The following is a 16,152-nucleotide window of genomic DNA, read 5'->3' on the forward strand; positions in this document are numbered from 1 at the left end:
ATCAAAGTTTTGCTTTTCCATATGGTCAGTTTAAAGTTAATCAACTTTTTACTGACACACTTTTTGTAATAGTCTCGCGATACAGAATATAAAAACACCTACTTATTCAATCAAACCAATAAAATAATTTGCTATGCGGATCATATTTAGCTGTTTGCTATGCGTATTTTTTGTGAACTGTCAAACAAATGTAAATAGTAATTATAAAGATGAAGGCACAGATACATCCAATCCTGGTCTTCGTAAACCTATTTTAAGTTTGTTAGATAGTTTAGAATACTCTTATGTTAAGAATCTTGCAAATTCAGACGATACTAGCCTGCTCAAATTTTATAAGAAGACATCAATTGATTTCAAGCAGGATAGTTTGCGGTATTATACAGCTGTTTCTTCCTTCTTTAAAGCAGATAGCACTATTATCGATCAGCTCCTGCTCTTTTACAAAGATTCGTCAAAATGTAAATGGATATACTCCCCTAATCCTTACTCCTCGAATGTAAAAAAATGGGAATTTAATTTCAGCAATGAAAATGGCGCAAAAGTGCTTATATATACTTATATAATGAGTGCCTGTGGTGGTGATAAAAAAATACCTAATAATCCAGGCTCTATTGAATATATAGTTGATCGGATAGACATGAGAAGTTTCTTAGAGTGGTTTAGGAATAATCGGTCCTTAAATCATTATCAGCTTTGCCAAAAGTTTAAAAAGGAATTATTTTAATATTCTATTGGTTACTCAATTGACTATAAATTATTGAGTCATGAGTCATAATGGGCCTGTGTTTTAAAAACACGGCCCTTTTTTTTAGTATTAAAATATTGCCCAATTAATCCTTAGCTTAATCTGTATCCTTGTAGATAAGTTACAGCAGGCCAAAAGGTTGGCAAATGGTAGTATTACATGCCCACCTGCACATAACCCAGCCTTGCGGTATCACCACATAAGGGAATGATCCGGATACCGGTAACGCCTATAGGAAACGGCGCCAGGTCCGGCTTCCCATCAGCAGCCAGCTTAATAACTTTTACTCTTTCAGTTTTGGCAGAGGCGTCAGTAGCTGACGTTTGGGCAAGTACAAAAGACAGCCTTGCAAAAAGAAGTGCGGTAACAACAATATACTTCATAGGTAACGTAAATAAGGGATATTATTCCATAAATACTACCGCTTTATCCCGCTTCACATACGCCTTTTTCGTGAGCCTGATCTCCATGCGCCCGTCCGGCATCATATAAATATCCACCTGTTTAGGCAACCGCATGAAAAGGCGTTTCCCTTTTAGCCGGGCCACTGCTGTTTTGGAACGATCGGCTTTCAAAACCTTTGCTGGTGGCGAAACTACACAGATCTTCTCACGATTCATCTTCCCAGCCGGCTCCTTAACATGTATAGCCACTCGCTCAGGTTTCATAATATATGCCGCTTCCAGCCGCGCACTAATAACATCCGCTGCCACACCCTCTTTCAGCATCCTCAACGCTTCCCCGGTCATTGCCCGGTACTGCGCATGCTTTCGTTCTTCCCGCGGCAAACACCGGTACACCGCTGCAGCCAGCCGCGATGCCTGCCCTAATAGATCCGCATACACCCGTGTAAGCGCAAAAGCCTTATCACGCTTTACACGCTTCCCGTTCAGGGTACTTTTCCTGCGAACATAATACTGCCCGTCCATCTTGTAAAAACAGGCATCACCGCATGTCCCGATATAATAATCCGGTCCTCTTTGTTTTGGCATTTCAATAGATTTTTTCGGTTAATAATGAATGACGAATATAACAACCCTCACAATATCATCCAAATAGAACAGGCGGATCCATAATTGCTCAATACAGAAAGGCGTTTTAACTATACGAATCTCCGGGATCAATATTAGGCCTGACATATTCCACCCAAACTACCTCTCCCGCATTGCTTGCAGACAGCACAAACAGCGCAAAGCAAACCAATGGCAACAGGTAAAGAAAAAAGGTAAATGACAAGAAAGTAAAAGAAAACAGGGATAGACTATTCATGAAAGCGTCATGTAAATCCCATGTCCTTCAGGCTAACAACAGCAGTAAATCTCTAGTGAATCTCATGAGCAACCCGTATTAAAAGCGCACACACTCCTGGGTAAAAGCGCATACTGTTCAGGTTAAAAGCGCATCCACGCTTTCAATATCCCGCCAATCTGCTCAAACTCAATCAGAAATCCATCATGCCCGTAAGAAGAATCAATCTCATGATACGTCGCATTCGGCATATGTTTTTCCAGGAACAGCTGCTCTTCCGGTGGGCACAATATATCACTGGTGATGCCCATCAGCAGGGTAGGATGGGAGAGTTGTCCTAACAGGGTAGCCATATCAGCGGCACGGCCGCGGGCTATATTATGGCTGTCCATGGCTTTGGTAAGCAGCCAGTAGGTTTGGGCGTTGAAGCGGTTCACCAGCTTATCGCCCTGGTAGTTGATATAGGAAGCAGCCCGGAAACCGTCGGTTTTATCTTTATCAGGGTCAGATTGGGTGCGTACGAAGGTCTGGTAATTACGGTAGGTAAGCATGCCAATGGCGCGGGCAGCTTTCAGTCCACGGGCGCCGGCTTGGGGGTTGGCATCCTGCCAGGAGCAATCCGCTTCAATGGCCAGGCGCTGGGCGGTATGAATGGCAATGCCCCAGGCGCTTTCCGATGCCCCGGTACATAACAGGAACAGCTTTTCAATGGCAGCCGGTTCGGCCAGCGCCCATTCCAGCACCTGGTACCCGCCCATAGAGCCGCCGATCAGCAGGTGTATCTTGTCAATACCCAGGTGTTTGCGCAGCAGGATGTGTGCCTGTACCATATCCCGGATGGTAACTGTAGGAAAGGTCTGGAAATAGGGGTGCCCTGTTGCCTCGTTATGTGTCAGGGGGCCTGAGCTGCCGTAGCAGGAGCCCAGGATATTGGCGCACACAATAAAGTGTTTGGCCGGGTCAATTACGCAATTATCGCCGATCAGGCCTGCCCACCAGTTAACTACGTCGGAGTTGGCTGTCAGCGCATGGCATACCCATACGGCGTTGCTGCCATCCGCGTTCAGCGTACCATAGGTATGATAGGCGATGCGTAATTCGGGAAGTACGGCTCCCGATTCCAGTGTAAACGCTTCCTTTATATGTAATACATTCGCGGACAACCCCTAAAAATTTGCGCGAAACTACGTAACAAAGCCGAAAGCACAAAGCATAAAGCCGAAAGCTTATCTGCCTTTTCTGATCAATCTAAAACCATCAAAACCCCCTTTTCCCACACTCTATCACGTCAATGCCCCTCAGCTTTCCACATTGCGCGCCCTCTGCCTCCTCATCCCCGCCAATCCCTTTTTGCTTTCTGCTTTCAGCTTTAAGCATTTTAAAGTAATTTTGCACCCAAATTCAAGAACGCATGAAGATCTCACTAAAAAGGATAGACGACGGATTCAATATGGAAGCTACGGACGAGAACGGGCATAGTGTGCTGATGGATTCATCCGTAGAGAATGGCGGCAACAATAACGGCGTACGCCCCATGCAGATGCTTATTATGGGCCTGGGCGGCTGCTCCGCCATTGATGTGGTAATGATCCTGAAGAAACAACGCCAGGAGATCACGGATTTCCGGATCGAGATTGAAGCTGAACGCGAAAAAGGTAAAGAGCCCAGCATCTGGGAAACCGCTAAGATCGTATTCTACCTGGATGGAAAGGTGGATCCTGATAAAGCCGCCCGCGCCGTAGAGCTTTCCATGAACAAATATTGTTCTGTAGCAGAAACCCTGCGCCGCTCCGGCACCAATCTTACCTGGGAAACAAGAGTAAATCAAGCATAAAGCTATGAGTGCATGCTCATCCGCACCAATGCTTTCGGCTTTCTGCTTTCCCCTTTCAGCTAAAAAAAATCAAATGAACGAGAACAAGCCCAAATACCAGCCCGATACAGAAGCCATCCGCATACAAACGGAAAGAACCTGGCAAATGGAACATTCCACTCCCATGTTCCTGACCTCCAGCTTCTGCTACGATAATGTGGAAGAAATGCGGGCCACCTTTGCCGATGAAACGGACTTCAACATTTACAGCCGTTTCAGCAATCCTAACGTAGACGAGTTCGTGCAAAAGGTGTGTGCGCTGGAACAGGCAGAAGCCGGTTACGCCACGGCCTCCGGTATGAGCGCCATTTTCGCCAGTTTTATGGCCCTCATGAAGGCGGGCGATCATTTGCTGTCTGCCCGCGCTATCTTCGGATCTACCCACACGGTTGTTACCAAATTTCTGCCTAAATGGGGCATTTCATATGATTACTTTGATGTAACCCGCCCGGAAACAGTGGAAGCGCTCATCAAGCCCAACACAAAGATGATCTTTGTGGAAACTCCCACTAACCCGGGGCTGGATGTGATTGATATGCAATTCCTGGCAGATATTGCCAATAAACACAACATCATCCTGAATGTAGATAACTGCTTTGCCACACCGGTACTGCAAAAGCCTATCCTGGCCGGCGCACACCTGGTTACACATTCCGCTACCAAGTGGATGGATGGGCAGGGCCGTGTATTGGGCGGAGCTGTAGTAGGCAAAAAGGAGCTCATAAAAGAGATCTACGCCTTCTGCCGCAGCACCGGGCCTTCCATGTCACCGTTTAATGCCTGGGTGCTCAGCAAAAGCCTGGAAACCCTGCACGTACGTATGGAACGCCACTGCGCCAGCGCGCTTGCATTGGCCAAAGCATTAGAGAAAAATACGCAGCTGAACTGGGTACGTTATCCTTTCCTGGAAAGCCATCCGCAGTATGCCATTGCCATAAAGCAAATGACCGGCGGTGGTGGAATTGTTTGTTTTGAGCTGAAAGGCGGACTGGAACAGGGCAAACGTTTCCTGGATGCGCTGAAAATGCTTACGCTCACCGCCAACCTGGGCGACAGCCGTAGTATTGCCTCTCACCCGGCCAGCACTACACATGCCAAGCTTACAGAAGATGAACGCATAAACGTAGGTATAACGCCCGGGTTTATACGAATTTCTGTCGGACTGGAAAACATAAAGGATATTCTGGAAGATATTGAACAGGCGCTGGAAGCGTCCCGCATCTAAGACATATTACACAAACGTGCTGCACTTCAAAGGTGCAGCACATCCCATACCCGAACTACCGCTATAAAGGTCGCCGCACCGGCTTATACTATATGAAATACTGTTGTTGCACTATACTGCTATTGTTATCCCTCTTTGCTCAGGCACAACAATACAATCATCATACCATTGCCATTCTTCCTTTCCGGATCATCGGAACGCCGGCTTCACCCGGCAATGACTCTGCATTTCAGCAGGTAAGGGAATATGAAAATCAACAGGGCATTTTGTTACAAACAGGCTTGTTTAATAGTTTACAGCAAGACAGTGCCCTGCTGGCCGTAACCATACAGGATTACCGCATTACCGATTCTTTGCTGCGCAGGGCGCGCATTGATCCGCGGGAAGCATACTGGCAGGATAAAACAATGATCTGTAAATGGCTGAAGGTGGATGCGGTTGTAACCGGCATCCTGCAGCATACCAAGGTATCAGGTCGTGCGAGGCTTGAATCAGATGTAGTAGGCAAAGGCCAGTCAAAATTAACAGCTGACCGCAGTTCTAAACGTGTGCTGGAACTGAAGATATTTGATGGCCCTGAAAACCTGGAATTGTGGCATTTTTCAGATGACGTGCTGCTACAGCAGCTCATAGATGTAAATACCCTGCAATTAGACCGTTCATTGTACAAGCATATCCGCAAACAATTCCCATATGTTTTATAGTTTATATTTCTTTCCGTAATTTCCGGTCATGAAATTCCTGGCCTCTCTAATCCTCATTGTTGCCCTGAGTTATGCGGGCGGTTTATTCCTGGACTGGTGGTCCATAGCACTGGCCCCTTTCCTGGTAGCCCTGATCATGCCTATGTCTGCAGGCAAAGGGTTTGTTTATGGCTTCATCTCCATATTCCTCTTATGGCTGGCCCTTGCTTTCTACCGCGATGTACGTAATGATCATATCCTGGCTAACAGGGTAAGCTTGATCTTCCTGCAAATGCGCAGCCCTATATTAATAGGTGTGGTAAGCTCCTTCATCGGCGGCCTGGTAGGCGGTTTGGGCGGTTTAACCGGCAGCCTGCTGCGTAAAGCTTTGCGCCCGCCGGTAGCTGTAGCCAAATAACTAACCATATTCCGTCTAAATGCTTCGTTCATTACTCGCCTTTGCCATATTGTTATGTGTTACCTGCTATTGCCAGGCAGGCATTATCCGTGGCCGTATCACCAATGAAAGGGGAGAGGCCCTGCCTTTTGCCACATTGTTTATAAAAGGTACTACCCAGGGCACTACCACCAATGCCGATGGCCAATACCACCTGGAGCTGCCGGATGGCGCTTATACCGTGGTATGTCAGTATATAGGTTACCGTAAAACAGAGAAGTCTGTAACGCTGTCAGGTACCCTGCAGCTGGATTTTCAGCTGCAGCCTGTAAGTATGCAAATTCGCGAAGTGATCGTAAAAGGCAACGGCGAAGATCCGGCCTACGCCATTATCCGGCAGGCCATCAAAAAAAGACCCTTCTATCAGCAGCAGGTACAGGAGTTCACCTGTAATACCTATATCAAAGGAATGTTCAAGCTGCGGAATGTACCGGAAAGGTTCTTCGGGCAAAAGGTAGATAAGCAGGACATTGGCGTAGACTCTACCGGCAGGGGTATTGTGTTCCTTTCAGAATCACTCACGAAGTTATCGGTTAAGCGGCCGGATAAGGTAAAGCTGCAGGTATTATCCTCCCGCCAAAGCGGTGGCGGTTTTGGTTTCAGCTTCCCGGCCTATATCAATTTCTATGATAATAATGTGTCGGCAGTTATTACACAGTTCAGTCCCCGCGGGTATATTTCACCTATTGCAGATAATGCGCTAGCCTATTATAAATATCACCTGGAAGGCGTGTTCACCGAAGATGGTTATACAGTGAACAAGATCCAGGTGATCCCTAAACGTAAATTTGAACCGCTGTTTTCCGGGTATATTTTTATTACAGATGATAACTGGCGCATTCACAGTGCAAACCTGTTACTAACCCGCGATTACCAGCTGGAGCTGATGGATACGCTGCAGATCCGGCAAACGCATGTACCTGTAGATTCCGCCGTATGGCGCATGAAGGATCAGCTCATCACCATTTCCCTGAAACAGTTCGGGTTTGATATGATCGGCAACTTTGTGAACGTGTACTCCAACTACGATATTCATCCCAACTTTCCGCCTAAGTATTTCAACAATGTGCTGATGAAATACGATACCGCTTTTAACGATAAGAAGATCGCTTACTGGGACAGCATTCGCCCCGTACCACTGGAAAAGGAGGAAGTAAGGGATTTTCATGAAAAGGACAGCGCCGCACAGGCGCGGCGCGACAGTGCAGTATCATCCCATCACCTGGATTCCCTGCGTAAGCACCAGCCGCCTGTTAAGCTGCAGCAGTTCTTCTGGGGCGGTGTAAAACATAGCTATTATTTCCGGCGTGACAGCGCTTTGCCTTACCACCAGCTGGCCATGCGCCCATTGCTTACGCAGCTGGAATATAACACGGTAGAAGGGCTGGTGCTGAGCGTAGAGCCCAGTCTTACCCTGGACCTACCAAAGGACCAGGACTTAAAGATAGCGCCCTTCCTACGGTATGGTTTCAGCAATACCCACCTGAACGCCTATACGGAAATTACCTGGAACCAGGAATCGCGCCTTAACCACCGTTATGGCAGTAACACCTGGAAGGCCGCCGGCGGTAAACGCGTATCCCAGTTCAACAAACAGGAGCCCATTGACCCGCTTACCAACGAAGTATATACTTTATTACTGAAAGAGAATTACATGAAGCTGTATGAGAACTGGTTCGGCAGCTTCTCTTTCCGCCGCAACTTTGAAAGTAACGCCGCTGTAGATGTAGGATTTTTGTATGAGGATCGTATTCCACTGGAAAATACCACGGACTTTGTAGTATTTAAAAACAGCAGTAAAGCCTTCCTGCCCAATCATCCCTACGAGCTGGCGGATGTGCCTTTTATACGCCACCAGGCGCTGATCATGAACCTGAATTTCAGTTTCCAGCCCGGTCAGCGCTACATTGAGCTGCCCGACCGTAAGGTGGCCATTGGTGCTAAATACCCACGGTTTGAGGTAGGTTATACAAAAGGCATTCATGGCTGGGCAGGCAGTGATGTGGATTATGATAAATGGAATGCCCAGGTATCGGACAATATGAACTTTAAGCTGTTTGGCGAGCTGCGTTACCGCCTGGCGGCCGGCGGTTTCCTGAATAGTAAGGAGGCCGGCATACCGGACTACCAGCACTTTAACGGTAACCAAACATTCTACAACATCCGCTACCTCAATAGCTTTCAGCTGGCGCCCTATTATAAATACAGCAACATAGCCTCTTTTTATACCACACTAAACCTGGAACATCATTTCAACGGCCTGCTCACCAACAAGATCCCCTTGCTGAACCGTTTAAAATGGAACCTGGTAGCAGGTACCAACGCATTTTACATTAACAGTGATAATAATTATGTGGAAGTATTTGCGGGGTTGGAGAATATCTTTAAGCTGATAAGGGTGGATGTGATAGCCGGTTACCAGAGTAAAGATGCTACACGCATCGGGGTGCGGGCCGGCTTCGGAGGATTATTGGGCGGCGCCTTATTCAGACGCAGGTAAAGAAAAAAAGCAAAGAGTATGATACCCTTTGCTTTTTCTGCTTTTTTAGTTTTTACTCATTTTCCTTTTGCTCACTTCTTTGCTGTCATCATAAAAGAACGCAAGTACGCGATAAGCTAAAAAAGCTATAATGAAGTAAAAGATCGAAAGAAGAATTGTACTCATAAAAATTAACATTTTTGGGTTACACCAGTTTTGCTTGTTAAGAACCAATAATTCAAAAAGAATGCCAAAGCAAGGGGTGTTTTATCAAGCTGGTCATTATCAAATACTTAATAGAAGGGGCGTTAGGGAGATAACACTGCATAACTGTCAGGTCACCGTGGGAAAAATTACCCCAAAAAAAGCCGGAGTGTGGACTTGTTTTGCTAACACCAATGTGTTAATTTTGAGCTGTCATTGTGAAACATCATAAGCTCCTCAGCATTAACCCGAAATACGCCCCTTATGAAACAGAATTTTATTTCATTTATTCCCCAAGCTGTGTATCGCCGCAGCCACAATCCCGTTTCCAGGAACAAGAAATTTAAACAGCTCCGCAGGAAAAAGATTGCATTAATAATGTTTATTGTAGGTATGTTACTGGCACTCATCGCTTCTTTAGCAAAAAGCTATGAATGGGCTTACATCCAGGACTCTCTGACCCTTGGTTTTGCAGGATACTTATGTATGATCAGCTCTGCCGCTTACCTGTTGCTTTCCTTGTTGCAAACCTGGCGATGAAGGGGTAATTGACTTAATTGATAATTAGCGCATCATATGCTCTTCGTATTCCTTTCCGGTTTACTCGCTTCAAGCACATTCGTAATTCGTAATTAACTAATTCGTAATTAAAAATCGTATCTTTGTTGCCCGAAAAGCACCGGCTTTCCACTTAAATTAAAATGAAATTTTGTTCCACCGGCGTTGGTCCTTAAAATTTCGAGAGTTTATTTATGGCATTACACAACAGGGTGTCTGCAGACGAGCTGAAACAGCGTTTGGCAGCAGAAACGTTCAAAAGAACAACTATCTCCTTTTACCAGTACGCAAAGATCGTTGATCCACAGGCCTTCAGAGATGAGATCTACCAGGCCCTTTCAGAAATCCAGGTATTTGGACGTATTTATGTAGCACATGAAGGCATCAATGCCCAGATCAATGTGCCGGAGCATAATTTTGAAGCGCTCCGTAACTACCTGTATTCTATTCCTTTCCTCAATGGCATACGGTTAAATATTGCAGTGGATGATGATGGCAAATCCTTCTGGGTGCTGCGCATAAAAGTGCGGCCCAAGATTGTGGCAGACGGCATAACCGATCCTGCCTTTGACATGGACAATAAAGGCCAGTACCTGGATGCAGCGGCGTTTAACGAGCTAACCACTAACCCGGATACCATCCTCCTAGACATGCCCAACCACTACGAATATGGAGGAGGGCATTTTGACGGGGCCATAGAAGTTCCTTCCGATACCCTCCGCGAACAGCTGCCCATGGCAGTAGATATGCTGAAAGACAAAAAAGACCAGCCTATTGTCATGTACTGTACCGGTGGTATCCGCTGCGAAAAAGCATCGGCCTACTTACTGCATAATGGTTTTAAAAATGTATACCATCTTGAAGGCGGTATCATTGAATACGCTAACAAGGTACGCGAACAGGGTATTACCAATAAATTCAAAGGCAAAAACTTTGTATTCGATGAACGCCTGGGGGAGCGGATCACAGAGGACGTGATTAGCCACTGCCACCAGTGCGGGCGTCCCTGTGACACACATACCAACTGTAAAAATGACGGCTGCCATCTGCTGTTCATTCAGTGCGACAGATGCGCCGCACACTATGATGGCTGCTGCAGTGAAGAATGTTATTCAATTGTACAGCTGCCCGCCGATGCACAGCAGGAAATGCGCAAAGGCATTGATAAAGGGCAAATGATCTTCAACAAATCCAGGGAGCGCCTGCGTCCCCGCCCCGGCGACCGTGACCGCTACTAATAAATGCTGAATGCTTAATGCCGAACGCTAAACGCTTAACACATCGCAACGTAATCAGCGTTTAGCATTCAGCGTTAAGCATTACCTTTTAAGATACTTATCCTTCAATATCCTCTCCATCACCCCATCCTTCAAATGCCGGCTCACAGGGATATTCTGCGTCCCTATCATGATATCATTCCCAATGATCCGCTCTATTTTTGACAGCGCCACAATGTAGGATTTGTGCACCCGCAGGAACTGTTGTTCAGGTAAATAATCTTCCACCGCTTTAAATGTAAGATAGGTAACATACCTGCGCTGCACGGTATGCAGCACCACGTAGTTCTGTAAGGCTTCTGCATACAGTATATCGTTAAAGCATATACGCTCTAGACCATTATCACATTTAATAAAGAAGTAGGAGGGAGCCTCTTCCGCCGTAGCAGGGCGTTGCAGCAGCTCATAGTACGATCGTGCTTTTGACACAGCTTTCATAAAACGTTCAAAGGCTACCGGCTTTAGCAGGTAATCAATTACATTCAGCTCAAAGCCCTGCAAGGCATATTCCGGAAAAGCAGTGGTAAATATTACCAGCGGTGGCTGCGGTAATGAACGCAGCAGATCCAGCCCGTTAATGCGGGGCATTTGTATATCCAGGAAAAGTAATTGTACCGCTTGCGTTTGCAGCAGGGTAATGGCTTTTACCGGGCTGTCGCATACAGTTACCGGGTCCAGGAAATCAACTTCCGCACAGTATTCCTGCAGGCCTTTACGGGCCATGGGTTCATCATCTACTATCATGCAATGCAGCTTCATGTAATGCGGATGTTTAAGGTTACCTCAAAGGACTGATCGGTTTCCTGTATCTGTAAGGTATGTTTTTCCGGGTACAATAATTCCAGCCGCCGTTTTACATTAGCCAGGCCAATACCTTTACGGGCGCCGCTTTCAGACGGCAATACCTCCCGTGTATTATAGGTTTGCAGCTGCAGGCAGCCATTTTGCCGCTGTAAGCGGATAGCCACCTTATTGGGCGCCTGCACATGAGCCGATACATGTTTAAAGGCATTCTCCACAAAAGGGATCAGCAGCAACGGTGCAATGCTAAAATGCTGCATGGCAGGGTCGCAGTAAAAAGAAACCTCGCAGTTATCATTATGCCGCATTTGCTGTATGGCTATATAGTTTGCAACATATTTGGCTTCCTTTTCAATGGGAATGGCATCCGTATTACAGTCGTACAGCTGGTACCGCAGCAGGTCTGCAAACTGCATCAGCATATCCCGCGCAGCTTTGTTCTCTTTATCTATCAGGAAATACACTGCATTCAGGGAGTTGAATAATGCATGAGGGTTGATCTGCGCTTTCAGGTACTGCAGCTCCTGCTCTGCACTGGCCCGCAGCGCGCTTTGCAGACGGTGTTGCGTTTTCAGCCGGTCTATATAGAATTGCACGCCCACAATAGCGCCCACCATAAAGAACAGGGGAATATATACATCATACAGCTGCCGGTTCCAGGTGGCATTAGGCCATTGGGTAATTAGCGCGGCGTAGGGTTGTAACACAAGGTTCAGCAGCTGTATCACCAGCCAGCCGGTAACGCCTATTAAGGCTGTAAAAGCTGCCAGGAAAGCGGCATACCGCTGTTTATACAATAAGCGGGGTATAAGCACATAATTGGTAAAGTATACGGCGCCGGCCAGCGTAGTAACCTTTAGCACGCCCGCCCGGATAGTAGCCGGCAACGCCGGGTAATCATCTATCCGCAGCAGTACCCATACCGCAAAGAAGCCCAGCCACCAGAGTATGTGGTGAAGTTTATAACGGGAGAAGAGTATGGAATTACGGATTGTCAATACGAATTACGAATTAGGTTTATCACATTAGCAGTCTGTTCGCATTAATTACTGCTTACCTGAAGCAATTTACCTCTTAAAAGCTCAACAGCGCCCATATTTACACATCCGGCAGCAATTCCTTGACAACAGACCTTCTGTAAATAAAATTACGAATTAAGAACCGCTCTAAGCCATTCCTAATTCGTAATTAAAAAGAATCCGCCCAGCGTTGTTTCTTCTAAGGCCGGGCGGAGTAATTGAGCATGAAACCAGTTCAGGAAGATCCATCTCTTCGAGAGCTGCATTTGCATGTCCATTCTATCAACCTATATGCGAACTAAAACCAGTCAATATTTTAAGTAACAAGCCGCCGGCAATCGGTAGATTCCCTTGTGCATTTTTAACAGGGTCCGCTTTCGCTTCCCCTCACTAATCGCCGGCAGCTTGCCAACATAACTTTTATAAAACATCTCTTTTGCTCTTATATGCCCCATAGAATATGATGGGGAATACCAGCAGGGTCAGTACCGTAGCAGTGATCAAACCACCAATTACAATAATGGCCAGCGGTTTCTGTGTTTCAGAGCCTACGCCATGGGAGATGGCTGCCGGTATTAAACCAATAGCCGCCATCATGGCCGTCATTACCACCGGGCGTACCCGCGATTCAACTCCCGTACGGATAGCCTCATTCAGCGGCATGCCCGCCAGCAGGTTCTTATGGAACACCGATATCAAGATCACCCCATTCTGTATACAGATCCCGAACAGCGCTATGAAACCCACCCCCGCAGAGATCCCGAAGTTGATACCCGTAACATGAATAGCCAGTATGCCGCCTATCAGGGCAAACGGTACGTTCAGCAATATCAGGCCTGCATCTTTCACACTCCCCAGCATAATGAACAGTACTACAAAAATGGCAACTATACTTACCGGCACCACCTGCGCCAAACGGTTAGTGGCGCGTACCTGGTTCTCAAACTCGCCCGTCCAGCCCACACTGTAGCCCTTTGGCAGCTTTACGGCCGCATTCACCTTATTCTGTGCATCTGCAATGGTGCTGCCCAGGTCACGGTCGCGTACAGAGAACTTGATACCAATGAACCGCTTGTTACCATCCCGGTATATAAAGGCCGGTCCGGTGATAGTAGTAATGGCAGCAATCTCTTTCAGCGGTACTTTATTGCCGCTCTGCGTAGGCACCATCAGGTTCTGCAGCTCTTCTTCCGTAGTGCGGTAGTTGGCATCATACCGTATGCGGATGTCGAATTTCTTTTCCCCTTCATAGAGCTGTGTGGCGGTTTTCCCGCCTATCGCCATTTCTATCACAGCCTGCGCATCGGCAGTATTTACGCCATACAGCGCCATCTTGTTATCGTTCAGGTTAATGCTCATTTCAGGCTGGCCAATGTTTCGGATCACACCCAGATCGCGGATGCCCTGTACATTTTTCAGCTGCGCTGTCACCTGCTCAGAAAGGCTTTCCAGCTTTTCCAGATCATCGCCATAGATCTTTACACCATTGGCGGCTTTAAAACCGGCCACGGCTTCAGATACGTTATCACTAATGGGCTGGGAGAAGTTGAGGATAATACCGGGGTATTTCTTCAGCCGTTTTTCCATCTGCCCGATCAGCTCATCCTGCGTGATCCTGCGTTTCCATTCCTTTTTATCAGCCAGGTCTACCTGGTACTGTACAAAGTAAAATCCGTTGGGATCCGTACCATCGTTGGAGCGGCCTACCTGTGATAATACCCGTTTTACTTCCGGGAAGCCACCCAGGTCCTGGCGGATGGCGTGCGCCATTCTTACACTTTCCGTGAGCGACATACTCATGGGCAGCTCCGTAGTAACCCATAAAGAGCCTTCGTTCAGCTGTGGCAGAAATTCCGTACCCATCCATCGGGCAGAGAAAAAGGTCACCAGCATAAAGCTAAAGGCCAGCACCAGGCTAAGGCGTTTATGGCCATAGGTCCATTTAAAACCTTTCATCACTATCCTGTCAAAGAAGATCACCACCGGGTTGTGCCTTTCCTTCACATTCTTATTCAGCAAAATGGAGCTGAGCACCGGTACCAGGGTAAGCGTGAATAATAACGCGCCCAGTAAGGCAAATCCCAGTGTCCACGCCAGCGGCGAGAACATTTTTCCTTCCACTTCCTGGAAAGAGAAGATGGGTATCAGGGAAATGATGATAATGAGTTTGGAGAAAAAGATGGCTTTGGCCAGCTCCCCGCCGGTTTGTTTGATCCAGCCCATTTTGGCCAGCTTGTTAAAGCGCTCCATGCCATAATGTTTCGCCTTATGGTCCAGCATCACAAAAATGCCTTCCACCATCACCACCGCACCATCTATGATAATACCAAAGTCAATGGCGCCCATGGAGATCAGGTTGGCCGTCATGCCCTTCAGGCGCAAACACAGGAAGGCAAACAGCAGCGCCAGCGGAATAATGATGGACACGGTAACGGTTGTACGCCAATCCGCCATGAAAACAAACACGATCACCGTTACGAACAGGATCCCTTCCACAAGGTTATGCATCACGGTATGCGTACAAAACTCCATGAGGTTATCCCGGTCGTAAAAGGTAGCCATCTTGATGTCACTGGGCAAGATAGTCTCGTTCAACTCCTTGATTTTGTCCTTCAGCCGGGCCAATACCTCTGTGGGATTCTCTCCTTTGCGCATTACCACAATCCCTTCCACCAGGTCGTCCTGCTTATCCAATCCTACCTGTCCTACACGTGGCAGGGACGATTCGCGCACTGTGGCCACATTCTTTACCAGCAGTGGTGTTCCGTTAATATTGTCTAATATAATGTTCTCTATATCGGGTATGCTGTTCAGCAGGCCAATACCTCTTACCACATAGGCCTGCCCGTTCTTCTCTATCACATCGCCGCCTACGTTGATATTACTTTTCGTAACCGCCTGGTATAGTTCCAGCGGGGTAATATCGTACTTGGCTAAACGAACCGGGTCGGCTGTGATCTCATAGATCTTATCCTGCCCGCCAAAGGCCACAATATCCGCCACACCAGGCACGCTGCGCAGCTGCCGGTCTATGATCCAGTTCTGGTAAGTGAGCAGGTCGCGTGAATTGCGGTGGTCACTTCTCAGGTAATAGCGGAATATTTCACCTGTAGGGCCGTAGGGAGGCTGTATCTCCGGGTCAGCGCCTTCCGGCAGGGATACGCTTTGCAGCATATTATTCACCTGTTGCCGTGCAAAGAAATCTTCCACATCATCGTCAAAAATGATCTTTACAACAGACAGGCCGAACATGGTCACCGAACGTACGCTTGTTTTCTTCTGCACCGCATTCATGGCCACTTCTACCGGCAGTGTTACAAAACGCTCTACTTCCTGTGCACTGCGGCCGTTCCATTTGGTAACAATGATGATCTGTGTATTGGTTACATCCGGGAACGCTTCTATCGGTGTGTGCACAAAGGCCACAATGCCTGATACTACCAGCGTTAACGTTGCTATAAAAACGAACAGCTTATTCTTGAGCGAAAAACCTACGATGTTCCTGATGAATTTGTTCATGCTATTGGTTCTTTAAGCTATCGGCTATGTCATTGCGAGGCCTCCTCCCGCAATGACGGCTTGC

14 protein-coding genes are annotated in these 16,152 nt (G+C 47.2%); 8 read left to right on the top strand and 6 right to left on the bottom strand.

The features are described from left to right. Positions 1–133 precede the first annotated feature (133 nt). Positions 134–724: a hypothetical protein gene (locus KVT36_RS30130; RefSeq protein ID WP_217607141.1), complete on the top strand. Its 591-nt coding sequence runs from the start codon at positions 134–136 to the stop codon at positions 722–724. 176 nt (positions 725–900) lie between these two features. Here the strand turns inward: KVT36_RS30130 and KVT36_RS30135 are convergent, their stop codons facing one another. From KVT36_RS30135 to metX, 3 genes are all read right to left on the bottom strand, one after another. Then, positions 901–1,128 (bottom strand): hypothetical protein, encoded by a 228-nt coding sequence (locus KVT36_RS30135; RefSeq protein WP_217607142.1) that lies wholly within the window; start codon positions 1,126–1,128, stop codon positions 901–903. A gap of 21 nt (positions 1,129–1,149) precedes the next feature. After that, positions 1,150–1,737, bottom strand: a complete 588-nt coding sequence (locus KVT36_RS30140) for a hypothetical protein (protein ID WP_217607143.1) — start codon at positions 1,735–1,737, stop codon at positions 1,150–1,152. A gap of 399 nt (positions 1,738–2,136) precedes the next feature. Further along, complete coding sequence (gene metX / locus KVT36_RS30145; RefSeq protein ID WP_254640264.1) at positions 2,137–3,156, bottom strand: homoserine O-acetyltransferase; 1,020 nt, start codon at positions 3,154–3,156, stop codon at positions 2,137–2,139. A gap of 248 nt (positions 3,157–3,404) precedes the next feature. Here metX and KVT36_RS30150 point away from each other — a divergent pair, with 248 nt between their 5' ends. The 7 genes from KVT36_RS30150 to KVT36_RS30180 all read left to right on the top strand — a co-directional run bounded on the left by KVT36_RS30150 (position 3,405) and on the right by KVT36_RS30180 (position 10,710). After that, complete coding sequence (locus KVT36_RS30150) at positions 3,405–3,827, top strand: OsmC family protein (RefSeq protein WP_089911763.1); 423 nt, start codon at positions 3,405–3,407, stop codon at positions 3,825–3,827. A 73-nt stretch (positions 3,828–3,900) separates the two neighbouring features. After that, on the top strand, positions 3,901–5,091 hold the full coding sequence (locus KVT36_RS30155) for a PLP-dependent aspartate aminotransferase family protein (RefSeq protein WP_217607144.1): 1,191 nt from the start codon (positions 3,901–3,903) through the stop codon (positions 5,089–5,091). 92 nt (positions 5,092–5,183) lie between these two features. Beyond that, positions 5,184–5,795, top strand: coding sequence for a hypothetical protein (locus KVT36_RS30160; protein WP_217607145.1), 612 nt, complete (start codon positions 5,184–5,186; stop codon positions 5,793–5,795). A 28-nt stretch (positions 5,796–5,823) separates the two neighbouring features. Beyond that, positions 5,824–6,192 (top strand): hypothetical protein, encoded by a 369-nt coding sequence (locus KVT36_RS30165; protein WP_217607146.1) that lies wholly within the window; start codon positions 5,824–5,826, stop codon positions 6,190–6,192. Positions 6,193–6,211: 19 nt separating this feature from the next. Further along, the gene (locus KVT36_RS30170) at positions 6,212–8,731 is read left to right on the top strand and encodes a DUF5686 and carboxypeptidase regulatory-like domain-containing protein (RefSeq protein ID WP_217607147.1); all 2,520 of its coding nucleotides are present in this window, start codon (positions 6,212–6,214) and stop codon (positions 8,729–8,731) included. Between the two features lie 447 nt (positions 8,732–9,178). After that, on the top strand, positions 9,179–9,454 hold the full coding sequence (locus KVT36_RS30175; RefSeq protein WP_217607148.1) for a hypothetical protein: 276 nt from the start codon (positions 9,179–9,181) through the stop codon (positions 9,452–9,454). A 212-nt stretch (positions 9,455–9,666) separates the two neighbouring features. Then, a complete protein-coding gene (locus tag KVT36_RS30180; protein WP_217607149.1) occupies positions 9,667–10,710 on the top strand; it encodes a rhodanese-related sulfurtransferase in 1,044 nt (347 codons plus the stop codon). A gap of 81 nt (positions 10,711–10,791) precedes the next feature. Here the strand turns inward: KVT36_RS30180 and KVT36_RS30185 are convergent, their stop codons facing one another. From KVT36_RS30185 to KVT36_RS30195, 3 genes are all read right to left on the bottom strand, one after another. Further along, positions 10,792–11,508: a LytTR family DNA-binding domain-containing protein gene (locus tag KVT36_RS30185; RefSeq protein WP_254640265.1), complete on the bottom strand. Its 717-nt coding sequence runs from the start codon at positions 11,506–11,508 to the stop codon at positions 10,792–10,794. Further along, positions 11,505–12,548, bottom strand: a complete 1,044-nt coding sequence (locus tag KVT36_RS30190) for a sensor histidine kinase (protein ID WP_217607150.1) — start codon at positions 12,546–12,548, stop codon at positions 11,505–11,507. Before KVT36_RS30190 ends, KVT36_RS30185 begins: the two co-directional genes overlap by 4 nt. 441 nt (positions 12,549–12,989) lie before the next feature. Continuing rightward, on the bottom strand, positions 12,990–16,088 hold the full coding sequence (locus KVT36_RS30195) for an efflux RND transporter permease subunit (protein ID WP_217607151.1): 3,099 nt from the start codon (positions 16,086–16,088) through the stop codon (positions 12,990–12,992). Positions 16,089–16,152 lie beyond the last annotated feature (64 nt).

The organism is Chitinophaga sp. GbtcB8, assembly GCF_019091455.1.
GTDB lineage: Bacteria > Bacteroidota > Bacteroidia > Chitinophagales > Chitinophagaceae > Chitinophaga.

Bases quoted from the DNA above. Each gene is read 5' to 3' on its own strand.
- KVT36_RS30185 (WP_254640265.1), bottom strand. From the start codon at position 11,508: ATGAAGCTGCATTGCATGATAGTAGATGATGAACCCATGGCCCGTAAA.
- KVT36_RS30170 (WP_217607147.1), top strand. From the start codon at position 6,212: ATGCTTCGTTCATTACTCGCCTTTGCCATATTGTTATGTGTTACCTGC.
- KVT36_RS30165 (WP_217607146.1), top strand. From the start codon at position 5,824: ATGAAATTCCTGGCCTCTCTAATCCTCATTGTTGCCCTGAGTTATGCG.
- KVT36_RS30150 (WP_089911763.1), top strand. From the start codon at position 3,405: ATGAAGATCTCACTAAAAAGGATAGACGACGGATTCAATATGGAAGCT.
- KVT36_RS30155 (WP_217607144.1), top strand. From the start codon at position 3,901: ATGAACGAGAACAAGCCCAAATACCAGCCCGATACAGAAGCCATCCGC.
- KVT36_RS30140 (WP_217607143.1), bottom strand. From the start codon at position 1,737: ATGCCAAAACAAAGAGGACCGGATTATTATATCGGGACATGCGGTGAT.
- KVT36_RS30175 (WP_217607148.1), top strand. From the start codon at position 9,179: ATGAAACAGAATTTTATTTCATTTATTCCCCAAGCTGTGTATCGCCGC.
- KVT36_RS30130 (WP_217607141.1), top strand. From the start codon at position 134: ATGCGGATCATATTTAGCTGTTTGCTATGCGTATTTTTTGTGAACTGT.
- KVT36_RS30195 (WP_217607151.1), bottom strand. From the start codon at position 16,088: ATGAACAAATTCATCAGGAACATCGTAGGTTTTTCGCTCAAGAATAAG.
- KVT36_RS30160 (WP_217607145.1), top strand. From the start codon at position 5,184: ATGAAATACTGTTGTTGCACTATACTGCTATTGTTATCCCTCTTTGCT.
- KVT36_RS30135 (WP_217607142.1), bottom strand. From the start codon at position 1,128: ATGAAGTATATTGTTGTTACCGCACTTCTTTTTGCAAGGCTGTCTTTT.
- KVT36_RS30180 (WP_217607149.1), top strand. From the start codon at position 9,667: ATGGCATTACACAACAGGGTGTCTGCAGACGAGCTGAAACAGCGTTTG.